19 protein-coding genes and 2 pseudogenes are annotated in these 21756 nt (G+C 68.0%); 10 read left to right on the forward strand and 11 right to left on the reverse strand.

The window, feature by feature from the left end:
• The first annotated feature begins 78 nt into the window (after window positions 1-78).
• Complete coding sequence (locus ACH4FH_RS35125) at window positions 79-2112, forward strand: hypothetical protein (RefSeq protein ID WP_398560016.1); 2034 nt, start codon at window positions 79-81, stop codon at window positions 2110-2112.
• Window positions 2113-2846: 734 nt separating this feature from the next.
• Entirely contained in the window at window positions 2847-4478 is a 1632-nt protein-coding gene (locus ACH4FH_RS35130; RefSeq protein WP_398560017.1) for a class I adenylate-forming enzyme family protein, read from the forward strand.
• 444 nt (window positions 4479-4922) lie between these two features.
• On the opposite strand, the gene ACH4FH_RS35135 is transcribed toward ACH4FH_RS35130, so the two are convergent.
• Window positions 4923-5093, reverse strand: a complete 171-nt coding sequence (locus ACH4FH_RS35135; protein WP_398560018.1) for a CsbD family protein — start codon at window positions 5091-5093, stop codon at window positions 4923-4925.
• A gap of 592 nt (window positions 5094-5685) precedes the next feature.
• Here ACH4FH_RS35135 and ACH4FH_RS35140 point away from each other — a divergent pair.
• Window positions 5686-6161: pseudogene (locus ACH4FH_RS35140) on the forward strand (O-methyltransferase).
• Between the two features lie 2 nt (window positions 6162-6163).
• Entirely contained in the window at window positions 6164-6751 is a 588-nt protein-coding gene (locus tag ACH4FH_RS35145; protein ID WP_398560019.1) for a pyridoxamine 5'-phosphate oxidase family protein, read from the forward strand.
• A 657-nt stretch (window positions 6752-7408) separates the two neighbouring features.
• Here ACH4FH_RS35145 and ACH4FH_RS35150 read toward each other — a convergent pair.
• Both ACH4FH_RS35150 and ACH4FH_RS35155 read right to left on the reverse strand, forming a co-directional pair.
• Window positions 7409-7801, reverse strand: a complete 393-nt coding sequence (locus ACH4FH_RS35150) for a GntR family transcriptional regulator (protein WP_398560020.1) — start codon at window positions 7799-7801, stop codon at window positions 7409-7411.
• Complete coding sequence (locus ACH4FH_RS35155; protein WP_398560021.1) at window positions 7798-8589, reverse strand: hypothetical protein; 792 nt, start codon at window positions 8587-8589, stop codon at window positions 7798-7800. The genes ACH4FH_RS35150 and ACH4FH_RS35155 overlap by 4 nt, the downstream gene beginning before the upstream one ends.
• A 436-nt stretch (window positions 8590-9025) precedes the next feature.
• Between ACH4FH_RS35155 and ACH4FH_RS35160 the strand changes: the two genes are divergently transcribed.
• Window positions 9026-9445, forward strand: coding sequence for a hypothetical protein (locus tag ACH4FH_RS35160; RefSeq protein ID WP_398560022.1), 420 nt, complete (start codon window positions 9026-9028; stop codon window positions 9443-9445).
• Window positions 9446-10747: 1302 nt separating this feature from the next.
• On the opposite strand, the gene ACH4FH_RS35165 is transcribed toward ACH4FH_RS35160, so the two are convergent.
• Window positions 10748-11581, reverse strand: a complete 834-nt coding sequence (locus ACH4FH_RS35165; RefSeq protein ID WP_398560023.1) for a helix-turn-helix transcriptional regulator — start codon at window positions 11579-11581, stop codon at window positions 10748-10750.
• Between the two features lie 141 nt (window positions 11582-11722).
• Here ACH4FH_RS35165 and ACH4FH_RS35170 point away from each other — a divergent pair, with 141 nt between their 5' ends.
• Together ACH4FH_RS35170 and ACH4FH_RS35175 are read left to right on the forward strand one after the other, a co-directional pair.
• Window positions 11723-11989: an Atu4866 domain-containing protein gene (locus ACH4FH_RS35170; protein ID WP_398560024.1), complete on the forward strand. Its 267-nt coding sequence runs from the start codon at window positions 11723-11725 to the stop codon at window positions 11987-11989.
• Entirely contained in the window at window positions 11986-12720 is a 735-nt protein-coding gene (locus ACH4FH_RS35175; protein ID WP_398560025.1) for an SDR family oxidoreductase, read from the forward strand. The genes ACH4FH_RS35170 and ACH4FH_RS35175 overlap by 4 nt, the downstream gene beginning before the upstream one ends.
• 72 nt (window positions 12721-12792) lie before the next feature.
• On the opposite strand, the pseudogene ACH4FH_RS35180 reads toward ACH4FH_RS35175, so the two are convergent.
• The 3 genes and pseudogenes from ACH4FH_RS35180 to ACH4FH_RS35190 all read right to left on the reverse strand — a co-directional run.
• Window positions 12793-12882 (reverse strand): annotated as a pseudogene (locus tag ACH4FH_RS35180) (DNA-binding protein); the annotation flags it as partial.
• 427 nt (window positions 12883-13309) lie between these two features.
• Window positions 13310-13519, reverse strand: a complete 210-nt coding sequence (locus tag ACH4FH_RS35185; protein ID WP_398560026.1) for a hypothetical protein — start codon at window positions 13517-13519, stop codon at window positions 13310-13312.
• A gap of 266 nt (window positions 13520-13785) precedes the next feature.
• A complete protein-coding gene (locus ACH4FH_RS35190; RefSeq protein ID WP_398560027.1) occupies window positions 13786-15435 on the reverse strand; it encodes an FAD-dependent monooxygenase in 1650 nt (549 codons plus the stop codon).
• Between the two features lie 78 nt (window positions 15436-15513).
• Here ACH4FH_RS35190 and ACH4FH_RS35195 point away from each other — a divergent pair, with 78 nt between their 5' ends.
• On the forward strand, window positions 15514-16218 hold the full coding sequence (locus ACH4FH_RS35195) for a TetR/AcrR family transcriptional regulator (RefSeq protein WP_398560028.1): 705 nt from the start codon (window positions 15514-15516) through the stop codon (window positions 16216-16218).
• 129 nt (window positions 16219-16347) lie between these two features.
• Here ACH4FH_RS35195 and ACH4FH_RS35200 read toward each other — a convergent pair whose 3' ends face one another.
• Both ACH4FH_RS35200 and ACH4FH_RS35205 read right to left on the reverse strand, forming a co-directional pair.
• Window positions 16348-16917 carry a dienelactone hydrolase family protein gene (locus tag ACH4FH_RS35200; RefSeq protein WP_398560029.1) on the reverse strand — a complete coding sequence of 190 codons (570 nt, stop codon included), beginning with the start codon at window positions 16915-16917 and terminating at the stop codon, window positions 16348-16350.
• A gap of 756 nt (window positions 16918-17673) precedes the next feature.
• Window positions 17674-18582, reverse strand: coding sequence for an NAD(P)-dependent oxidoreductase (locus tag ACH4FH_RS35205; protein WP_398560030.1), 909 nt, complete (start codon window positions 18580-18582; stop codon window positions 17674-17676).
• An 83-nt stretch (window positions 18583-18665) separates the two neighbouring features.
• Here ACH4FH_RS35205 and ACH4FH_RS35210 point away from each other — a divergent pair, with 83 nt between their 5' ends.
• Window positions 18666-19037 carry a winged helix-turn-helix transcriptional regulator gene (locus ACH4FH_RS35210; RefSeq protein WP_398560031.1) on the forward strand — a complete coding sequence of 124 codons (372 nt, stop codon included), beginning with the start codon at window positions 18666-18668 and terminating at the stop codon, window positions 19035-19037.
• Between the two features lie 208 nt (window positions 19038-19245).
• Here the strand turns inward: ACH4FH_RS35210 and ACH4FH_RS35215 are convergent, their stop codons facing one another.
• A complete protein-coding gene (locus tag ACH4FH_RS35215) occupies window positions 19246-19635 on the reverse strand; it encodes a hypothetical protein (protein WP_398560032.1) in 390 nt (129 codons plus the stop codon).
• Window positions 19636-19761: 126 nt separating this feature from the next.
• Between ACH4FH_RS35215 and ACH4FH_RS35220 the strand changes: the two genes are divergently transcribed.
• Window positions 19762-19971 carry a hypothetical protein gene (locus ACH4FH_RS35220; RefSeq protein WP_398560033.1) on the forward strand — a complete coding sequence of 70 codons (210 nt, stop codon included), beginning with the start codon at window positions 19762-19764 and terminating at the stop codon, window positions 19969-19971.
• A 300-nt stretch (window positions 19972-20271) separates the two neighbouring features.
• On the opposite strand, the gene ACH4FH_RS35225 is transcribed toward ACH4FH_RS35220, so the two are convergent.
• Window positions 20272-21540, reverse strand: a complete 1269-nt coding sequence (locus ACH4FH_RS35225) for an MFS transporter (RefSeq protein WP_398560034.1) — start codon at window positions 21538-21540, stop codon at window positions 20272-20274.
• Window positions 21541-21756: the final 216 nt, after the last annotated feature.

Raw genomic sequence — 21756 nt, forward strand, 5'->3', positions numbered from 1 at the left:
GCCGTGCGAGGGGGCCGGTGGGGCGCCGCCTTACTGGCCGTCGGCCTCCTGACCATCAGCCTGCCGGCACCCTCGTCGGTGGCTTCCGACACCCCCGAGACCAGCCAATCCGCGACGCCCGAGGCGGGAGGCGAGTTCGCAGACATCGTTCACGAACTCCTGGCCGACCCGATCGGCCGGGCCGGATACGAAGCGCACCGAACACTCAACATGCATGACGGCAACCGCAATCTGGCCGTCATCTGGTTCGATGTGAGCAATTATCAGGCCACACATTTGAAGTCGATCACACGGCTGTTCAACGAAAACCCCTCCCCCTCGGACTATTACATCGGGTACGGCAAACTACTGAAGAGCGAGGGAAACGAGGAGCTCTTCAAGCGGATAGGCATTCAGGGAGACGGCCCACTTCTGGAGTTCGCCGCAGTCAACGATCCACGCCTGGACCACTCCGAAGCCATCATCTACAAAAAATTTCTGTACACCGTCCTCCGAAGCCTCGGCCTTGGCCATAAGGCGATCGAAAGGCTGGAGAATCGGGCGAAGGCCGGCTTCTCGGACCGTGGCCGGTGTGCGAAATGCCGCAAACTCACCAGCGCCATCGACGAGAACAACAAGGGCAAGAGCAAGAGTAACTTCGTATCCGGAACGGGCTACGCGACCAAGCAGGAGAAGGCGGAGTCCGCGAACCGGGTGAACGCCCTCAACAGCAAGGCCAAATCCATACTCAACCGGGAGCATGAACTGGCGGGGCAACAGGCCAATACAGCCCTACCGGTATCGGGCGACACACAAACCCCCTGTGTCTCGATGGGAAACAGCAACAAACGTCCCATCATGGCGATGACCACACCTCTTGCCGCCGGCCCATGTGACGACGACGAGAGCGCGCAGCCGGGCGCTCTCGGCCAAGCACTGTCTGCCAACCCGGGTGCCGACGCTTACGGGGGCGTGGACTTCTCGACGTTGGAGATGCGCTACATCTCCGACAGCTCAGACGGGGTGCAGTACGCATACAACTCGCAAAGCCTACCCAAGGGGTACCAGCAGGACACCGCACTCGGAATGCGGATGGTGAAGAACCTGGGATCCGATCTGCGGACGTGGCTGGTACTCGATCCGCAGAAGTTCTGGGTCAATCTCAACCCCACCGAACCGGACCGCATCGTCGACTCCGCGCTCGGGGAGACCAACGCCGGACGCGCCATGCTGGAGGCCGACTTCCAGATGAAGCGCACGTCGGCGAAGATCCTGCACCCCGACTCGGCGACGGGAAAACAGTACTGGCGGCAACTCAAGAGCTCCGCGGACGGTTCCCTCTGCTTCTCCTCCCGGATGTGGATCGTGCCCGGAAAGGTCGAGGTGCGCCAGGACGGCGATGCGCTCTACATCCTCAAGGCGCAGCTCGACGTGAAGACGCAGTCGGACCACATCGACGACCCCTACGCCAAGTCGTGCAACGCCGATCCGGCCACCAACGCCCACAACGAGAACCTGGAGCGCACCCTCGTCCTGCCCAAGGTCGTGCAGGCGGTCAACACCGCCCCGGAGTACGCGCCGCTGCGCCGTGCGTTCATGGCACGGATCATCGCGCAGTGGGTGCGCGAGCGGCACCAGCAGGGGAACCGGACCTCGTTCGACTCGCTGATCGGCTCCAAGAACCTGGGCCCGGCCAAGATGACCGGCGACTGGCGTCCCAGGAAGGTCTTCGACGACTACGTCCGCTCGTACCGCAACAAGGAGTTCGACATCACGCGGGAGACCAACGACGGGCGGTTCAGGCGCGTCACCCGCTACGTGTACGGCGGCGCGGACCTCACGAACGTCCGGCTGACCGGCGTCTCCTCGACGGAGATGCGCAAGCGGTACCCACAACTCGCCCAGTCCGCACGGTCCTCCACCGACCGCCGGGTGACCGCGGCCGACGGCTCGATCTGGCTGGGCGGTTCCGTCCAAGCACCGGAACGGGGCTTCTGGGACGACCTCAAGGACCAGGCCACCCGCCTCAGCGGCGGAAACGGTCCCCTCCTCGTGGTGATCCTGCTCGCCCTGGGAGCCATCCTGTTCGGCTTCCGCAACCGCCCGAGCCGCACCAAACGCCCCGCCGCGTAAACCCGGCCGGATTCCTACGGCCGACCGCCCTGGCGAGCTTCCGCGACGGTGCGATCACGATGCTCGCGTCCTCACAAGCACTGTGCAGGGCCTCCGGCGGCTACGGCGCGAAGAAGGTCTGCACAACCTGAACCTCACGGAAGGCAGGCGCTACCACTTCAAGGCCTCCCTTTGGAACGGCAGTGGTGTGCCGGGCGTTGGAGGACTTCTACAACCGCGCCTGACCGTCTCCGGACTGTGTGAACCGATAACAGCCTGCATCGCCCGCGTCAGGCCGCACGCCCGCGTGCGGCCTGACGCGGGCGCGGTTCCGTAGGCGAGAAGGACACTACTTCCGACCGAGCATTCGCTTCTCGGGTGTCGTATGGTCACCGAGTTGGGGAGTAGATGTGTCCGCCGTCACCGGCCGACACGCCCCACGCGGACCTCCCGGCATTGCGCTGTCGGCAGCTGGCCGAGCATCTCGCTAACACGTCACGACCCGCGTGGCAGGCTCAGCAGTGATCTACAGGCGTTCGGACGGCGGTTGAGATCACGCGATGTCAGGGCCTGCTGGGGCCGCACCACGGGGAGCGTTTCCCCGCCATGATGACGGGCGTTCCATGCGCTCTCTCAAGCGCCCAACTGACCCGTGAATACCGAAGTTTCATCAAGGCATGGGGCATGGCACTCCGCCATCGGATGGCTGAAGGCTGCCCCCGTGAGGACACGGCTTCTGAGCAGCATGTTTGGATGTGTCGGTGATCGTTAACGCACCGGAAACATCCGAGCCACGGACGTACTTAGACCGCATTCTGGAGCACTGGTACAAGGACGAGGACACCGAGGCGCTCGTCCAGGGTGCACAGCGGCTGACCAGAGGGGAGGCTCGACGGCGGCTGTTCAAGTTGGGGCATGCACTGCGCGGGCAGGGGATCGCGCCCGGCGATGGTGTGGGGCTGTTCCTGGCCAACCGCGTGGACTCCGTCCTGGTGCAGCTCGCCGTCCATCTCATAGGTTGCCGCGTCGTGTTCCTGCCGCCCGAGCCAGGGCCCGGCGAGCTCGCCGCGCTGGTTGAGCAGTCCCGGGCTCGCGCCGTGGTCACCGACCCCCTCTTCGCACAACGGGCCGCCGACGCGGCCGGCCGCAGCCTCCTCGCCCCCGCACTGCTCAGCCTCGGGCCCAGTGAGCAGTCGTCCACGGACCTGCTGGCCCTGGCGGCCGAGTGCCCGGACGTGCGCCCCGACGGCGTGCCCGCCCCGGGAGCGGACGAAGCCGTCACCGTCCTCTACACCGGCGGAACCCTGGGTCGCCCCAAGCTCGCCGCGCACAGCCACCGGCTCTACGACGCGCTGGTGGACCTGCTGGAAGACACCCCGCAGAACTCCCTCCCCGCGCTCTTCCCGACCATGAACCAGGGCACGGACAGGGTGCTCGCCTCCACGCTGCTCACGCACGGCAGCGGCCACCTCACCTCGGTCCAGGCTCTGGTGACGGGGTCCGCCCTCGTCGTGCTGCCCGAGTTCGAAGCGGGCGCGGCGCTGACGGTGCTGCGCGAGGAGCGGATCACCGCCACCATGTTCGTACCGCCCATGCTTTACGCGGTTCTCGACCACCCGGAGTGCGAGCCGGGCGCCCTGCCCGCGCTGCAGCGGATCGTCGTCGGCGGCGCGGCCACGTCGCCCAGTCGGCTGCAGCAGGCGGTCGAGGTGTTCGGGCCCGTGCTCAGCCAGGGCTACGGGCAGTCGGAGGCGCTCGGCATTACCGCTTTCGGTGCGGAGGATCTCGCCTCGGAGGCAGCCCGGCGCCCCGAGCTCTGGCGTAGCTGCGGTCGCGCGATATCCGACGTCGAGATCGAGATCCGTGGTGAAGACAGCACGGAGGCACTGCCCGCCAGGCAGGTCGGCGAGGTGTGCGTCCGTGGCGAGACGGTGATGCTCGGCTACTACGAGGACCCGGAGCGCACCGCGGCGGCGCTGCACGACGGCTGGCTGCGCACCGGGGACATGGGCTATCTCGACGCCGAGGGGTACCTCTATCTCGTCGACCGGGCCAAGGACATCATCGTCACCGGCGCCACCAGCGACAACGTCTACTCCCGGGTCCTGGAGGATTTCCTGCTCACGCTGCCCGGTGTGCGCAACTCCGCAGCGCTGGGTGTGCCGGACGAGGAGTACGGGGAGGCCGTACAGATCTTCCTGGCCACGGCCGCGGGCGCTGACGTCGACCCCGAGGCGGTCAGTGCGGCTGTGACCGCCGAGTTGGGAGAGTTGTACACGCCCCGGAAGACGGTGCTGCTGGACCAGCTGCCGACGACCAAGGTCGGCAAGGTGGACAAGAAGGCTCTGCGCGCCGCGTGGACGAGTGGGGCCCTGGGCACGCCGTAGGCTCCGTTGTTGAGGAGCACCCCGGCCGATGCGGGGTCAAGTGCGCCGGGAAGACAGGGTCTTTGCGGCCGCACCTCGACGGCCCCTTCCCCCTGTGAAGGGCGGAAGTGCGGCGCCGCTGTCCTCTGGGTGCCCTGTCGGGCGGTCGCAGGGGCTTTGTCCGCGCCAAAGCCCCCCGGCCTCCATCTCTTCACCGAGGGGCACGTCGCCGTCCGGCTCCCGGACGGGTGGATAACCCTCGGCGAAGAGCGTGCTGACCTGGGGGAACCCATAAGGCGTTCCACGTCGCCCTCGGCTCCCCCGCCCCCGGCCTGTGCCCGGACTCCCCCACGGCCTCCGGCTGATCACGTGCAACAGGGCGGTGGCCCGGGGATGTCTCCTCCGGGCCACCGCCCTGCCAACTGCGCGAAAAGGGAGAGGCCCTGGCAGGCTGCCCCTAATCCGCTATCCAGCCGTGTCCTTGGCCTTCTCCGCGGCCTGATGCGGGTCGCGCTCGGCCCACTGGGAGTGGCCGTTGCCGGTCTTCCGCTCCCTGTCCACGACACGGACCGCAGTCTCCTTCACAGCGCCTATCAGCTGCTCGGTCTTCGCGGTCATCTTGTCGGTGGCGGTCATGGTGACACTCCTCCTTGCGTCGGTGTGTTTCCCTGACGCAAGATCACCTGCCCCCCACTCTGTGGCACAAACAGGGCCAATGGCACAAATTCCGCCGTCACCCCAACGGCCTACGGCGCCGGGGTCAGCCGCGCGAACGCGTAGGGCCGTGGACGCTTGGCGGGAGTAGAACGCTCTACCTTCGGACCCCAGCCTGGCGCCGGCGACCTGGCGTGGGGCATGCGGGTGGGCATGCTCCTGTCTCCGGCATCCGGCTGGCCGGTGCGCGGGCGGCTTTGCTGCAGGTGCTGGGTGGTGCCTCCTCGATCAGGGCAACGAGGGCCACGAACACGTCAGCGACCGCTGTTTGTTGGTTCTAGTGGTCATGCATAGCCGGCGCCGATTCACCCCATCCGCGGGGCAGCTTCCCCAGGTCGTTCCGGACCGTTCAGGGAGAAGCTGACGACCACTGCCGTCGACGAGAACCCTGCCGCCACTGCCACATCCATTTCTGTCTCAGATGTGCTCCAGGAGCTGGCCGCCGCGACGCGCAAAGCCGCCGGGAGCGCCGCGACCATGCAGGCGCCCCGGCGACGAGGGAGCACTGCTGACGATGCTGACCCGCCTGGTCAATGCTCGGTTTGCCGTGGAGGTGGGCACTGTCGCCGGCTATTCGTCCGTCTGCATCGCGCGGGACCTGGCCGACGACGGCCACCTGCTCACCTGCGACATCAATGACTCATGGACCTCGATCGGCCGCCGTTCTGGGAGCGGGCCGGCGTCGCCGGCCGGATCGAGTTGAAGCTCGGCCCGGCCATCGACACCCTGCGAGCCCTGCCGGACGAGCCGGTCATCGACATCGCCTTCATCGACGCGGACAAAGCCAGCTACCGCGCCTACTACGAGGAGATCGTCCGGCGGCTGCGCCCGGGCGGCCTGCCCCTGGAGAGAGCCGGACAAGCCGCACGAACCGACGAACCAAACACACGGCGGCCTGCCGGCCGGGCGATCGCCGCAGGTGTCGGTGACCCCTGGGGTCGCCGGACGGTTTCGTTAGACAGGCGAAGAGTTTCGTTACATAATCCTTAGGCATGGGAAAGACTTACGAACGCATCGACGGCCGGCTGCGCACCTTCATAGAGCAGCAGCCGATATTCTTCACCGCGACCGCCCCGTTGGTCGGCGACGGCACGGTCAACCTCTCCCCCAAGGGCCTCAAGGGCTCCTTCGCGGTGCTCGACGAGGAGCGGGTCGCCTATCTCGACTTCGCCGGCAGCACTGCCGAGACCATCGCGCACCTGCGGGAGAACGGTCGGATCACGGTGATGTGGTGCGCCTTCCAGGGGCCGCCCAACATCGTTCGGGTGCACGGCCGGGGCGAGCCCGTCTTCCGTGACGACCCGCGCTTCAAGGAACTGCTCGCACACTTCCCGGGCATCGACCCGGCTCTGCACGGGCTGCGCGCGATCATCGTGGTGACGGCCCAACTCATCCGCGACTCCTGCGGATACGGGGTGCCCTTCATGTCGTACGACGAAGAGCGCGACCTGCACGGCAAGCGCTTCTCGCGTGAGGACGACGCCTCGCTGAGCGCGTACTTCACCAAGAAGGACCACATCGCACAGAGCATCGACGGCCTGCCCGGGCTGCCCCTTCCGCTGCCGCCCAGCAACTTCTGAGCAACCGCCCCTCCCCCTACGGGGGTTGCCGTAGCCGACGCACCCGCACCGGCGCCGCGGCGGTGACGCTGACCAGGTGGCACCGGCAGGGCCGCAGGTGGATCGCGGCAGGCGACGCACCCACCCGGTTCGAGGCGAAGGGGCTTTTCGAAGGCGGCAAGCACAGACAGGGCGCCGATACCGGCCCCACCGGCCTGCACGACCTCCCCTGCGGCTTGGAATACGGGCTTCAGATTGGGTGATGTGGTCCTGGGAGGGTGGACGCCGGATGCCGTCTCAGCTGATCCGTCCGGCTCCGCCGTTTCGAACTCCCACCACCATGCCTGGGTCGTCAATCACGACTGGCAGTCGCGATATTTCTGGCGAGGCAGCACTTCAAATCTGCGGTCCTCTCCGGGCGGTCGAGCTCGATCCGGCGCGGGGCACGGTGCGGTAGGTCAGCCGCGCGGTCGTTCGGAACAGATGCCGGACCAGTTCCTGTTCCTCTGTCGATCCTGAGTGAAGGTTCTCCGGCTGCGCCAGGACCGCAGGAACGGAACAATTCAGGGGCCGCGCCGTGGGGTAACAGTCGCTCATCACCCACTGTCAGCTGTGCCTGATACGTCTGTTGTTACTGACGCCTGCTGCACAAGTTTGCTCCTCAGTCTGTGACTTGACCTACCAAGAGGTGGGCCCCGGGCCCAAGGCGTCGCGGACGGAGGCCAGGATGTCGTCGGTGTCGGCGCCGAGCGCACGAGCGGCGGATGTGAAGTCCCGGGCCAGAGTGGTGAGTTGGTCGGCATCGTGCGCGTGCGGCTCGGACGGGAGCCCCGCGACCCGGGTGCCCGCGCCACGGCGGGTGCGGATCAGCTCGGCGGCCTCCAGCTCACGGTAGGCGCGAGCTACGGTGCCGGGCGCCAGACCGAGGTCGACGGCGAGCTGGCGCACGGTCGGCAGGCGCTCCCCCTCGGCCAGCCGGCCGGTGCGGATCAGCGCGGCCAGCTGGGCGCGGATCTGCTCGTACGGCGGTACCTGGCTGGTGGTGTCGACACGAACGGCGGGGTCAGTCATCGCCGAAGGCCATCGTCGGCTACCTCGTCGTCGACCGCCCGGGGTGCCACCACGGTGACCAGGGACCATCCGAAGGAGAATAGGCTCAGCAGGCCCAAGGGGCAGATCACCACGATGGTGGCGGCACCCAACGGGCCGGCGCAGGTCTCCTTCTCCGTGAGCGCGACGAAGATCATCAGCACGATGAGCATCACCTGACTCGACACCAGCAGCCCCCAGGCTCCGGTGATCGCCCATGCGCGGTCGCGGCGCTGCTGGTCGCCGCCCGGGCCGTGGGCGATACGGCGCAGGGCCCAGACGCAGACGGGGGTTCCGACGGCGAGGGCGGCGAACATCGGGCCGCTGTAGTACAGGCCGGGCCAGGGGCCGAGGGGTGTGCGCATCCCTTCGCAGGTGACGGTGATGACATGCCCCGCTCTGCCCATCCGGTCGAGGTCGGAGGAGGCCGTGACCGCACCGATCACCAGCAAGGTGACGAGGGACGCCGCCTGCAGAAGAAGCAGGGGCGCGATGCGGGGCGGCACTTGGTCTCTGACCAGGCGCGGGGCGACACTCGCCGTGCGTACCGCTTCCTGGGGACGCAGGGTCAGGGTGTCGCCGAGCAGGACACCACCCACCGCGCACAGGCCGAAAGCGGTGATGGCGAACACGAGGGGCATCGTGATGTCGCCGCTCTCCATGGTGACCAACTGCTGTGCGGCCACGATGCCGATGGCCAGACCGGACCAGCGGGCGTAGTAGTCGGCGTGGTCGAGGAACCGGGACTGGAGCGGGGCCGTGTCGAGCATATGGAGATCCCCCCAGATCGTCTTGTATTAAGCGGTGGGTACAAGATGCCCTGGTCGGGATCTTGTGTCAAATGCTCGATACAAGACGACGCAAAGGAAGACGGCTTCTGGCACAAGGGAGTTCCCTCCGGCGCAAAGATGGGGCGCCCTCCGGTCCAGGGGTGCCCTCTGCGCCGGCTCAGCCCACGGTGACGACGTGGGATTCCACATCGCGCGTTCCCTCGTGCGCCGATCCGCGTTGTGTGCATGACCGCTTCCCGCGCGTCGCACAGATCACCTGAGCCCCAGAGACGAATCGGACCAGATCACTTGAGGCGCAGACCATCGACGGAGACGGGGCAACTGGTCTCACCGAAGTGCGACAACGGTCCTGTTGGCCTCATCAATGTTTGATCACCGCTCCTTGAACTTGTGGATCGGCCGTACCCTCGGCTCCATGCCCCGCCATCCGAAGAAGCCCCGACGGCTGGTCGCCGACGGGCGCACGTACCTGTGGACGCTCCGCCACAGTCACCGCGTACCGGACAGCGGCCGCGCTGAGGACTGCCGGGAGACCCTGACGCTGTACCCGCAGCCGGCCGGCACCGGCGGCCCACTGCGCATCGCCTTCGTCAAGGGCCCTGGCCGGTACGTCCCGGGAGGATTTCCCCTGGGCTCCGGGGACGTGGGATTCGTCCGGGGCGGCTCCCTTAACCTGCACGAACCAGGCGCCGTCCGGGCCCTGCTGGACGCGGCTTCGGCCCGCGGGTGGCAGCCGGGGCAGCGGCGGGCGGTGGAGGTCGACGGCTGGACCCTGATGGAGGCGGCGGCCGCCTCGCGAGCCGGGGACGCGGCCCCGCGGGCGCATAGGGAGTGACTCCGCCCCACTTGGATCGGCCCACTCCTGCGCGACGGACGGCCCTACGAGCCCATGCCGCCGACAACTCACGTGGCTTGACGCGGCTTTGGGAGCGAAGGCGCAGGCCGGCGAAAGCTTCACGCGTGCTACCGAAGTCCAAGTGCCGTCGGCTGTCGGCTGTCGGCCGAGCGGGGCTCCGAATCGCGCTGGACTAGGCGTAGATATGCCACCACCGGTCCGCCTCCACGCAAGCCAGTTCGGCCTCGTACTGACAGGCTTCAAAGCGGAACTCCGGAGGAGCGACCTCCAAGGATGGAACCTGCCAGTCCGACCACTGCACGATGTCCCCGATTCGCTGTATAACCACGGACAGGAAACCGCAGCAGCCACCTGTGCACTCCGGTTCCCCCAGATCCATACGCCGCGGCTCACCAGTCGCACGGAGGGGGCTGGGACAACCGGCGGGCAGCACGTCAGACGCGAATGGGCCGCGGCCCCCTTCGCCAACCGCCCCTGCCACCATTTCCTCACCGTTGACCCAGAACCTCAGATGGACTCCGAAACGGGGCCCCGGCGGCAGCACGCTGATCTCCAACCGATCGAACATCAGGCGACTCTACGGCGAGTGCCGGCGGCGGATTCCGCGGCATGACTCCGAGCCATCACCGCGCAGCAGCGTCCGTTGAGACGGGACAGCCATGTTGCCTCGTCTTCACCCGACCCGGCCTTGGTTGGTGTCATTGCACTTCGATCGGCTGCCCGCCTGCGACCTGCGTGTGCTGTCGATGTTGCCGTGGAGTGCGGAGACGACGAGCGCACGGCGTCCCCCCGAGGAGCCTCGGCCGTCTCGGTCTCGGCCCACACAACGGAGCGCGAGGTCGGCTGCTCGCGATCCGTCATACGCGGCAGCGGATCCACAAAAAGTCCTTCATGGCGTGGGCCGATGACGAGCAGTTTGTCCCCGCAACGCCAAGCGGCGGGTGCCAGTCGTCATCTCCCCTAGCCAGGGTGCCGCCTTCGGCCGTGATGTCCTTCTCCGGTGGACCGAGCCGGTGGGCGAACGCGGCGACAGCCACGTCGATGTGCGCGTCGAACACCTCACGTCCGGCGTTGGCGTGGCTGGACCAGCCAGGCAACGTGCCCCAGAGATCTTCGCCCCAGTCCTCGACGCCGCGCCGGCGGCCAACCGGGACTTGACCAGAGCTCTGAACCGACGCGGCCGAGTCGGCCCCGGTCGACCGCCAGGGTCGTTCACGAGGCCGTCCGAACGCGCGCGCCGGTTGAGGCGGTTGTCCGGCAGGTCCCGGCCATCGCTTTCGGCTACATGGCGGCCTGATTCGAGGTGGCGTGGATGGAGCCGAGCAGGTCGAGGGCCTGGGCGCTGGGGCTGCCGGGTTCGGCCTGGTAGATGACGAGTTGCTGGCCTGGAGCGTCGCGAACGTCGAAGGCCTGGTAGGTGAGGGTCAGGGGTCCGACGTCCGGGTGGAGGAAGTGCTTGGCGTCTTGAGTCTTGCCACGCACGGCGTGGGTGTTCCACAGGCGGGTGAAGTCCGCGCTGTGCTCGGTGAGGGCGCGGACGAGTTCCCGCAGACGTGGGTTGTCCGGGTCGAGGCCGGCCGCCTGACGCAGATGGCTCACGGTGGCCTGCGCAGTGCGACTCCACCTGGTGTAGAACTGTCGGCCTGCCGGGTGGAGGAAGGTCATGCGGGCCAGATTGTCCGCCTGGCTGAAGGGTGAGTACAGGGCCTCGGCCAGCGCGTTGGTCGCCAGGACGTCCAAGGTCCGGTTGATGACGAACGCCGGGGCGCCCGGGTAGCCGTCCATCAGCTGGCGAAGGGCGGGACTGACGCGGTCCGTGGTGTGGGTGAACTGGTTGCTCGGCGCTGTCCCGGCAATCTGATGCAGGTGCATGTGGGCGTCGGGGCCCAGGCGCAGGGCTCGGCCGAGTGCGTCGAGTACTTGGGCCGAGGGGTGGCGTTCGCGCCCCTGTTCCAGGCGCGTGTAGTAATCCGCGTTCACCCCGGCCAGGACCGCGACCTCCTCACGGCGCAGTCCGGTGACCCTGCGCACGCCATAGCTCGTCATGCCGACGTCCTGCGGCCGCAGGGCCGCCCTGCGTGCGCGTAGGAACTCTCCCAGGTGGTTGTCGGTCATGTCCTCAGGCTAGGGCGCGGGGGCGGTGTGCTGCCTGGGTGCACCGCACCCAGGCAGCACACGTCCTGGTGGGCGGTCTTCGACCTGTCCAGACTCGGTCGGGCAGAACAGATCCGCATCCATGGACGAGGGGAGTCCGTCATGACAGGGACCAGGGATGAGGGCCATGTCGGCGTGGTCGGAATGTGGGTGACCGCGGACGGTCACATCCGCCAGGAGTTGCGGGCGGACGGCCGGTACGACGAAGCCCGCGGTATACAGCGCAGCGCGTACACAGGCCGCTACACGGTGACCGGAAGCCACATCGACTACGTCGACGACTCCGGGTTCACCGCGACGGGCGACATCCGCGACGGTGTGCTCCACCACGAGCACCTCGTCCTCTACCGAGAGGAAATGCAGGCATGACAGACGCAGCCAAGGTCGTGGCAGTCACCGGAGCAAGCAGTGGGATCGGAGAGGCGACCGCCCGCCGACTCGCCACCGATGGCCACAGGCTGCTCCTTGGAGCACGGCGCACCGATCGACTCGAAGCGCTCACCAAGGAGATCACCGCCGCAGGCGGCACCGCGGCGTTCCAGCGGCTGGACGTCACGGATGCCGACGATGTCCGGGCCTTCGTGTCCGCCGCCCGCGAGCGCTACGGCCGAGTGGACGTGGTGGTCAACAACGCGGGAGTGATGCCGCTCTCGCCGCTGGAAGGCCTGAAGGTCGACGAGTGGGACCGGATGATTGACGTGAACGTGCGGGGGGTCCTGCACGGAATCGCCGCCGCCCTGCCCGCGATGCGCGCTCAGGGCGGCGGGCACTTCGTGAACATCGCCTCCGTCGGCGCGTACGAGGTCTCTCCCACCGCCGCCGTCTACTGCGCCACCAAGTTCGCCGTCCGCGCGATCTCCGAAGGGCTGCGCCAGGAGTCCACCGGGAACATCCGAGTCACCCTCGTCTCCCCGGGCGTGACCGAGTCCGAACTCGCCGACAGCATCTCCGACCCTGCTGCCAGGGAGGCCATGAAGGCCTACCGCGCCGTAGCACTGCCTGCCTCCGCCATCGCGGAGGCCATTGCCTACGCCCTTTCCCAGCCTTCGCAGGTCGACGTCAACGAAATCGTCGTCCGTCCTGTGGCAAGTGCCCAATGACCTGCGGTAGCGCCAGATCATGCTGCGCCCGATGAGGGTGGTGTCGAAGACAGTGAAGGTCTCCAGCGGCCACATGGTGCGCGAGGCGGTAAAGGGGATGACGCCGAAGGCGACGGAGGGAAGCGACATCAGCGCCAGCAGCCTGCCGAGTTGGCCGGCCATCACATCCGGTGCGGCGATCCGGACAGCAGCGCCTCGGCGTAGCCGTGGGTCTGCAGCAGGCCTGGGATGACGTTGGAGTAGTTAGAGGCGGAAGAGTCGCGTGCGCTGGTAGAGCGGGCACCTTGGACTGCTGGAAGTGGCGGATGCCGGTGCGGTGGAGGCGCTTCCACTCGACGGACCTTGCAGAGTTGACGCTCGTCGGGGGGGCGCCGGAACGGCGTCGATCGACGCGGCCCGGCGGATCCAGCGCTCTCCCGTGACGGTTCCGCACTTGCTCAGGCTCGGCGGGCAGAGGGTCGGCCCGACGTCCAGGTGCACCTTGCGAGGCGATGACCGTCTCGTTCTCGCCTGCGGGCGGTGTCCGCAGCGCACGTCCAGCGCGGTGGCCGCGGGCGGATCCGCGGCGGCCACCGCACAAGCCGAACCGTCAGAGGAGCCCCAAGCCCAGATCCAGGTCCAGGAGACCGTGGTCGTCGTCGTGGTCGTGGTGGTGATGGTGGTGGTGGTGATCCCTGCTCGCGGCCTGCTGTACGGCCGACGCGGTGGTGGCGGGCGTCGCGGCGGCGACGCCGACGGTCGGGACGGCCACGGCCGTGGTGATGCCGGCAATGATCAGGGCGTGGGCGATGCGCTTCATGCTCAGTCCCTTCAGTTGTGGGGCGTACGTACGCCTTTTCGGGCGTACACGAACGCTCACCACGCTGCACGGCCCTTCGCCGGCCCGCCCCGCTAAACGCCGCCGGGAGGGTGACGTCATCGGAGGACGGGGAAGTTCCCGCGACGCCCTCGCTGGGCGTGCGTCGCGGGAATGTGGCCTGCGACGCACGCCTGGTCGAACCACAGCTGCGATTCCTCCCCTCGCCCAGGGCCTGTGTTCAAAGCCCCGTCTGCCTCGCGGCCCGCTCACGCCCCTACGGGGAGCCCTGCCCAGCCGGTCAGTGCATGGGCGCGCTCGGCGCGGCGGGTCTGCACAGCCGTGGTGCGGGTGGCCCAGGCGACATGGCCGTCGGGGCGGACGAGGATTTCCCGCACCCCGTCGAGGTCGGTGCGGGAGTCGTGCCCTGTGACGGTGAAGGCGGCCACCCGTCGCCCCCAACCCGTGTCGACGGCCCTCTTCATCGCGTCGTCGTCCCCCGCGAGGTCCAGCAGGACGAACCGCCCGTGCGGGAGGAGTTCGTAGACGCGGACCGCCGCCGATCCGGCCGCAGTGAGCGCGACATCGGGCATTCGCCGTCCCACCAACGGATGGGCCCGGTCGTCGGCGGGCGGATAGCTGGTGTCGAGCGCGGAAACCAGCCCGGCCAGACGGCGGTTGACCTCCTCGATGCCCAGCAGCCCGGCTATCAGGTTGCGCAGCGCGGCGGCCGGCCGCTGATAGGAGGGCAGCAGGGTCAGCTCCGCCAGCAGCGTCTGGACCTCAGTGTTCTCCGTTACCGCCTGTCCGACCGGATGCCGCTCGGCGTGATAGCTGTCGAGCAGGCCAGTCGGCGCCCAGCCGTTGATCTCGGCGGCGAGCTTCCAGCCCAGGTTCATCGCGTCCTGGAGTCCGGTGTTCAGGCCCTGACCGGCCGCCGGGAAGTGGATATGGGCGGCATCTCCCGCCAGCAGGACGCGGCCGGAGCGGTAACGGGCCGCGAGACGGGTGGCGTTGCCGAAGCGCGACAGCCAGCGTGCCCCCGCCACCCCGCAGTCGGTTCCGCAGATCCGCAGCAGGGAGGCCCGGAACTCGTCGAGCGTCAACGGCTCGGCGGTCGGTGTCCGCATCCGCTGTGGATCGAGAAGGACGATCCGGGTGAGGCCGCCCGTCCCGCCCACTGCCGGATCGTCCGTGTCCGTGTCCGCGTCCTCCGGCTCCAGCGGTGCGGCCAGTACTCCATGGGCCCGCGCGCGGTCGAGGGCCGCGGGATCGACGGTCGCGAAATCGCCCAGCGCACCGCTCAGCGTCTCGTCGGTACCGGGAAAGCCGATACCGACGGCCCGCCGCACGACGCTCCGCCCGCCGTCACACCCGACCACATACCGTGCGCGTACGGTCTCCACGACGCCGTCGGGCCCGCGGACGTCCACCTCGACACCGCCCGCGCCGGAACTCCCCTCGCCCGCCGCGTCGCCCCCGGCGTCTTGGCGCAGCCCGACGACCTCGTGTCCGCGCCGGATCGCGACATCGAGTTCCCTCGCGCGCTCCTCCAGCAGCTGCTCGGTGCGTGCCTGGGCGAGGAGGAGCGTGTAGCCGTGCCGGGTGTCCAGCGCGCTGAAGTCCAGGGGGGTGTCCAACCCCGCGAAGTGCCACCCCGGTATGGGGCGCCCGCGGGCCAGGAACCGTTCCACCAGGCCCCGTTGGTCCATCAGCTCGATACTGCGGGGGTGCAGTGTCAGCGCCCGTGAATTCCGCTGCGCCGCGGCGCGCCGTTCGATGATCTGTACCCGCACGCCGGCCAGCGCCAGTTCGGCACCGAGCAGCAGTCCGGTCGGGCCCGCGCCCACCACGATCACCTCGGCATCGCTGTCGGGCCGGGTACCGGCATCGGCGGCAAGATCCCTGACGGCATTCATTCGTGGCCTCCGGTCGAGTTACCGCCCACCATTTAATGAACGATGTTCACGTGAACGTTGTTCACTATAATGAGCCCCATGAGTTCCGCGTCAACCCCCCGCTCCCCCGCCACCGCGACACGGGGCCGTCCGCCGAAGCTCGACCGGGCGCGCACCGTCGAGGCCGCCTTGGCACTGCTGGACGAGGTCGGGCTCGATGCGCTCACCATGCGGCGACTGGCCGAGGCCATGGACGTACGGGCCGGTGCCCTGTACCGCTACTTCGCGACCAAGCAGGAGCTGCTCACCGCGATGGCCGAGGCACTGCTGGCCGACTGCCTCAACCGGCCGCTCTCGTCCCCGGACTGGAGCGAGCGCCTGGCCGAACTGGCCCGCCGGATGCGTACGGCCCTCCTCGGCCGCCGTGACGGTGCCCGCGTCTACGCCGGTACGCACTCCACCGGAAGCCACACCCTCGGCTTCGCGGACACCCTTGTCGGCGTGCTGCGGGAGGCCGGCTTCACCGCGGGCGACGCGGCCCGCGCCGCCCTCACGCTCGTCCACTTCACCATCGGCCACACCCTGGAGGAGCAGGCCGCCGGTCAGGTCACGGGCGACGGGCCGGCGGACCCCGACCGGCTGCACGCCGCGGTGACACCGGAGCGGCACCCCCATCTCGCAGCCGCGTTGCCGGTATTCGCCAGCACGGACTTCACGGCCCACTTCGAATTCGGGCTGGCACTGCTCATCGAGGGACTGCGCGCGACTGGGCCCGGCACCACGCCCTCAGGGAGCGGCGGCTGACGTGCGCATGGCTAGTTGTGGAGGGTGCTGGAGCGCGGTTCGGCGGGACCCTCAGCACTCGAGCCCAAACGCGGCACCGTGTCCGTCGCAGCTCGTCGCCTCTGCCTTTGCGCATGACCCGCCAGACGCCTAGCGCGAGCCGAGGAACTCGATCGCCCGCCGAGTCAGGAGCTTGGCAGCGTCCGGGTCGTGGGACGGCAGCGAATTGTCCGCGAACAGGTGCTGGTCTCCGGGATACAGGAACATCTCCGCGTCAGCGCAGTCAGAGACGAGCGCGCGGGCAGCGTCGAGGTCCTCAGCGAAGAGCGGATCGGTTTCCTTCGCATGCACCTGCACCGGCACACGGTCAGGCCACGCCGCACCGAACTCCGACACGGGGATGCAGGCGTCGAACAGGAGCGCGCCCCGCGCTCCCGCCCGCGTCTGTGCCAGCTTCTGGGCGGGCAGCACACCGAGCGAGAAGCCGACGTAAACGGTGTCCTGCGGCAGAAGTTCGGCCGCGCGGACGCCGCGCTCGGTGATCTCGCCGAATCCGACCTGCTCCACGTAGCCCAGGCCCTCTTCGAGGGAGCTGAAGGTACGCCCGTCGAACAGATCAGGCGTGTGGACGGTGTGGCCGGCCGCGCGGAGTTCGTTGGCGAAAGCGACGACTCCGGGGGTCAGCCCCTGCGCGTGATGGAACAGTACGACCTCTGTCACGCCCAAACCCCTTGCCGGCAGGCAGCGAATGATCCGGAACATTAGAACAATCGAAGAGTACCGAACAACACCCGCCTCCCCGACTACTACCTCGCCGACGTCACAGATGTGACAGCCCACGGCCCCAGCTCCGCGGTGTCCGGCCGTCCTGGTGGCCGCCCAGCTGCTGAAGGTCGTGCGGACCCGCCGGGTGCGGGCCGTCGACGAGCGCTACTACGGCCGCACCGCGCGCATCTTCCGCGTCGGCACGGTCAGCCCGACCGACAGCCCCGCCACGCCGTACTGCAGCAACGATCTCGCCACGGCCGCCGCCGAGTTGCCCCCCCACGCACCAGGCAGACCAGGCAGACCAACTCTCCTCGATCGTGCGGCACGTGCGGATCCCCCGGGAGCAGGCGCGCGAGTTCTGGGCGCGGGTCCTGGAACTCGCCAACGACTACGCGCAACTGCCGCGCGGAGGCGAAGTGGTGTACGGCTTCGCGGCGGGCTCAACCCGACCGACTATCCGGTGTTGCCAGAAGCTGAGTCTGCAGCGAAGGACCCGAACTGCCCTGAAACCCAGGTCATGGCGTCCGCAGCCGCGACCTACAGCACCCGAACCTTCACGACCCTGGCCCCGTCTCAGGCAGCAACCCACCAAGTCGCATGGCCTATCGGACAGGCCCTGGCCGGGTCACGGTCCGCCGAGGGCCCAAGTAGGCGGTGAGGCCTGGGCGGAGTCGCGGCTGGGAGTGTGTTCATCAGTCCCGCGTCTGGTCAGCGCGGTCCTCGAATGCTGTCGATGATGCGGGTCCAGTTGTCGCTACCGTGTCCGTTCTCGATCGCGCGACGGTAGTGGGCCTGCACGGCGAGGGGGAGCGCGAGGTCGAGGCCGAGTGACGCGCTGGTTTCGACGATGTGGTCGGACGTCGCGCCCATCATGGTGACCGTGCTGAGGTCGCCTGGATGCTCGCCGACATCCAGCGCGGCGCCGGGGGTCTCTTCGCCAGCCCTCAGGATGGCGCCGATCGAGTCGGCGGAGGAGAGCAACTCCGGCAGCGTCTCCTTGGCCTTCATTCCTGCGGTGCCCAGCATCGCGGTGGCGTGCATCAATGCGGACAGGGTGGTGAGGAACACCGCGAGTTGGGCTTGGTACATCATCTGGGCGAGGCCCGGATCCTCGCCCAGATACTTGGGCGTGCCGAGCGGTGCCAACGCTGCCCGGTGGTTCTCCATCACCTCGTCGGGGCCGCTGTAGTAGACATGGGCCGCCTCCGTGCCGACCAACGGCGCCGGGACCATGACACCACCGGTGAGGAAGGCGGCGTTGTGGCCCGCCGCCCAGGTTGCCGCCTTGCGTGTGCGGTCGGGAGTGTCAGAGCTCAGGTTGACCAGCGTCCGGCCGGCGAGTGATGCGGTGGCGCTGTCGAGGATGTCGTACATCGCCCGGTAGTCGGTGAGGCTGAGGATCACGAGGTCACTCGCTTCGACCGCCTCGCCGGGTGTTGCCGCGAGCGTCGCTCCGTCGGCGACGACGCCGTCGGCCCGGCCAACGGTGCGGTTCCAGACGGTGACCGGGTGGCCGGCGTTGAGGAGGGTGCGGGTCATCGCCTGGCCCATCGGACCAAGCCCGATCACGGTGACAGAGCTGTATTTCCTGGTGGTGTGGTTCTGTTGTTCGTTCACCCCTCCATGCTCGGAGAGCGCCGCTACTCTCGGAAGTACCCACTATTTTCTGCGGTACTTACCTTTTCGTAAGGAGGTCAGTAATGGCCAAGGGGCCGAGGTGCGGGCCTTACATCTGTGGCATCGACGCTGCGCTCGACGTGGTGAGCGGCAAGTGGAAGGGACTGATCCTCTGGGAACTGGAAGCCCATCGCGTACGCCGCTTCGCCGAGCTCCGTCGCGGTCTGCCTGGAGTGAGCGAGAAGATGCTGACCCAGCACCTGCGTGAGATGGAGCAAGACGGACTCGTGCACCGGGAGGTCTATGCCCAGGTGCCGCCACGCGTGGAGTACTCCCTGACCGAGCACGGGCGCACGCTCAATCAAGCGCTCGGGCCGCTCGGTGCCTGGGGAGGTGAACGGATGCGTCGCGAAGGCTTCGAAGTGGCCGACGTAGCCGAGACATCACACGGCTAAGCACCTCGGCGACCAACCCCGTGCGTGCGCGCCACTCCTGGGGGCTGCATGCTGCGAGGCGCCGCGCTACTCATGGACCCACCCAGCACTTGCGAGCTGTAGCTCCGCCCGGGACAGCCGCTTGCCCGGCGGCTGTCCACGTCCACCTCCGCGTGCTGCAGACGGCCGCCTCATGATCGGCACTTCGACCGGGAGGGCATGGCGCCCCTCAACCCCATCGGCCCGGTGTGGAGCTGCGGAATCGTTGAAGCAGTTCAAGGGCCGGAGGGCTGTCCGGTTCAAAGCCGTGGATCCCATCCAACTCGGCGGGCACGCCCGGCCCCCACAGGCGGGCGCCATGGCACTCGAAGCAGAATGCGATCTGGAAGAGCAGCTCGGTGGCGCTATGCGCACGGATACCCCAGCCCGGGATGAAACAGCGGTGTAGCTCACTGTCCGGAGCAGAGCTGATCAACGTCAAGGCGTCGCTGACCTGAGTGGCCTCCCAGATCGCGACATCGTCACCCACCAAGTTCGCGGCGCTGCGATGCCCCATTGAGTCGGTGATGCGGACGACCTCGATCAGCTCGGTCTTATCCTGAACGGGCGGAAGCATCATGCGCAAACACTTACTGATCAAGGCGCCGCGCACCAGAGGCGAGCAGACCCGGCGACACTCAAGATCCGCTTGGTCCGGAAACCACTTCGCTTCTGTCAGCCTCCGGCGAACTCGGGCGTTTCACCCATGCCGACCTGGTTCAACCTCGCCGAGATGGCCCGGCTGCCGTATCAGGTCGCCGGTTACCAGCCGGTCCTCTTAACGGTCGACTCCCTGACCCACCTCGCCGAGCCCCTTCATGCATTCCTCGAATACTTCGACGAAACCACCCAGGATCGCTACCGCCTTCCGGTCCTGCCCAAGCGCGGGTTCATGGCGCGTCCCGGAGGCAGATGACGGCGAGCGGCCGCAATGCCGCCCTCGTGAACCCCAGACACCCCAGACTTCGGCCGCTACCGCCACAGCCCCGAGTTCACCGCATCCGCAGCTACCTGACAGCCGACATGCTCGACGACGCGCCCTGACTCCAGGCTGCTCGCCTAACGAGTGACGAACACCAGCATCAGGTAGCCACGACCAAGTGGCTTCCTAGGCAACGGCGGGCTCTCCACCCCCTGGCACACCCCCGGCCAGGCCGGCGTCACCGTCCGGGCCACCGCCGGCTACGACCACGTCGTAGGGCTGGAACACGGAGAGCTACCCTTCTTTCTTCCCCTCGAGCGGTGCCGGTTCGGCGATGGTGGGAAGAGCGGCGATCTGCGCCGAGTGTCCAGGGCGGTTTTCGCGGATGGCGAGCATCATCAGCATGCCGAGCAGCGGACCGACGGCCAGTGTCGCGAACGCGGCGAAGAACGAGTGCGTCGCCTGGAACACCACACCCAGCACCACGGGCACCACGGTGCTGCCCAGCTGCCAGAACGCGTTTGTGACGCCGGCCGCCGATCCGGCCAGGCGTACCCCGGACAGTTGCGGAATGAGAGCGACCATCAGCGGGCTGTACACGTAGGCAGCGACACCCAGGAAGGGCGCTATCCACAGGTACGCGGTGAGACTGTCCGCCGTCCCGAACAGCAGCAGCGTCACCACGAACGAGCCGAGCACAAGCACCGTGGGCACCTTGCGCCGCCCGCCGAAAAGATCGGTCACCAGACCGATGAAGGGCTTCGCGGCAACGGCCGCGACGGCAAAGATCGCCACGACGCCGCCCGCCTGCACCGGCGAGAGGCCGCTGCCCTTGGCCATCAGCGCATTGGCCCAGGTGATGAAGCCGTAAGTGCCCCACAGGCCACCGAAACCGGCAAGGCCGAGCAGGAGCAGATCGCGGTTGCGCAAGAGCGGACCGACCTTCGGCAACCGCCTCGGCTCACGCTCGGCACCGGTCCCGTTGCGCAGGAAAGCGAAGCACAACACTGCGACCGCCATCGAGGCCACACCGAAGACGTGGTAGGAAGCACGCCATCCGGAGGATTCGATGAGACTCGGCACGACGGCGTTGGCGATCACCGTGCCGAGCGATGTGGCCGTCATGAAGACACCCATCGCGAATCCTCGGTCCTCCGATCGGAACCACTGGGAGATGAGTTTGACCCCGGCCGAGTAATCACAGCCTGCAAAGAAACCGATGCATGCCTGGAATGCGATACCGAGAGCGGCCGACGTGCTCTCACCGAAAAGGATCATGAAGCCGCCCGCGGCGAAGAGCGTGCTGGAAATGACCACGCGCCCGCCGATCCAGTCGGTCAGCACACCACCGCAGGCATTGGAGATCACATAGCCGATGTAGTAGCCCGTGGCGAACACACCGAGCCCTGCCAATGACACGCCCAGGTGCTCGCCCACGGCGACCGATGCGGGCCCCCACGTTGAGCGGTCGACGGCCGTCATGGTGAAAGCCGCCCATGACAGCAACAGCACGGCCCAGCGATACGGGCGGCGCGCAGCCACGGATGTGGAACCCACCGTCACGCACTCCATTCCTGCGGACAGGGTCCGCTCAACACTCGCCTGTCCCGCGCCCGCCGTCGCGCAGCGAACCGAGAAGGCCGCCATAAAGCCTCATGGCTCACAACCAGCCACAACGCGACTACCCACAAGAGCGAAGTCTCCCCCCTGAAGGCCGTCGATCACGGTAGTTCCAGGTGCAGCGCAGATTCCCGGACCGGCCCCGCACACCCCGGAAGC

It is taken from the genome of Streptomyces sp. NPDC017993 (assembly GCF_044328065.1).
GTDB lineage: Bacteria > Actinomycetota > Actinomycetes > Streptomycetales > Streptomycetaceae > Streptomyces.

Bases quoted from the DNA above. Each gene is read 5' to 3' on its own strand.
- ACH4FH_RS35135 (WP_398560018.1), bottom strand. From the start codon at position 5,093: ATGACCGCCACCGACAAGATGACCGCGAAGACCGAGCAGCTGATAGGC.
- ACH4FH_RS35145 (WP_398560019.1), top strand. From the start codon at position 6,164: ATGGGAAAGACTTACGAACGCATCGACGGCCGGCTGCGCACCTTCATA.
- ACH4FH_RS35150 (WP_398560020.1), bottom strand. From the start codon at position 7,801: ATGACTGACCCCGCCGTTCGTGTCGACACCACCAGCCAGGTACCGCCG.
- ACH4FH_RS35155 (WP_398560021.1), bottom strand. From the start codon at position 8,589: ATGCTCGACACGGCCCCGCTCCAGTCCCGGTTCCTCGACCACGCCGAC.
- ACH4FH_RS35160 (WP_398560022.1), top strand. From the start codon at position 9,026: ATGCCCCGCCATCCGAAGAAGCCCCGACGGCTGGTCGCCGACGGGCGC.
- ACH4FH_RS35165 (WP_398560023.1), bottom strand. From the start codon at position 11,581: ATGACCGACAACCACCTGGGAGAGTTCCTACGCGCACGCAGGGCGGCC.
- ACH4FH_RS35170 (WP_398560024.1), top strand. From the start codon at position 11,723: ATGACAGGGACCAGGGATGAGGGCCATGTCGGCGTGGTCGGAATGTGG.
- ACH4FH_RS35175 (WP_398560025.1), top strand. From the start codon at position 11,986: ATGACAGACGCAGCCAAGGTCGTGGCAGTCACCGGAGCAAGCAGTGGG.
- ACH4FH_RS35185 (WP_398560026.1), bottom strand. From the start codon at position 13,519: ATGAAGCGCATCGCCCACGCCCTGATCATTGCCGGCATCACCACGGCC.
- ACH4FH_RS35190 (WP_398560027.1), bottom strand. From the start codon at position 15,435: ATGAATGCCGTCAGGGATCTTGCCGCCGATGCCGGTACCCGGCCCGAC.
- ACH4FH_RS35195 (WP_398560028.1), top strand. From the start codon at position 15,514: ATGAGTTCCGCGTCAACCCCCCGCTCCCCCGCCACCGCGACACGGGGC.
- ACH4FH_RS35210 (WP_398560031.1), top strand. From the start codon at position 18,666: ATGGCCAAGGGGCCGAGGTGCGGGCCTTACATCTGTGGCATCGACGCT.
- ACH4FH_RS35215 (WP_398560032.1), bottom strand. From the start codon at position 19,635: ATGATGCTTCCGCCCGTTCAGGATAAGACCGAGCTGATCGAGGTCGTC.
- ACH4FH_RS35220 (WP_398560033.1), top strand. From the start codon at position 19,762: ATGCCGACCTGGTTCAACCTCGCCGAGATGGCCCGGCTGCCGTATCAG.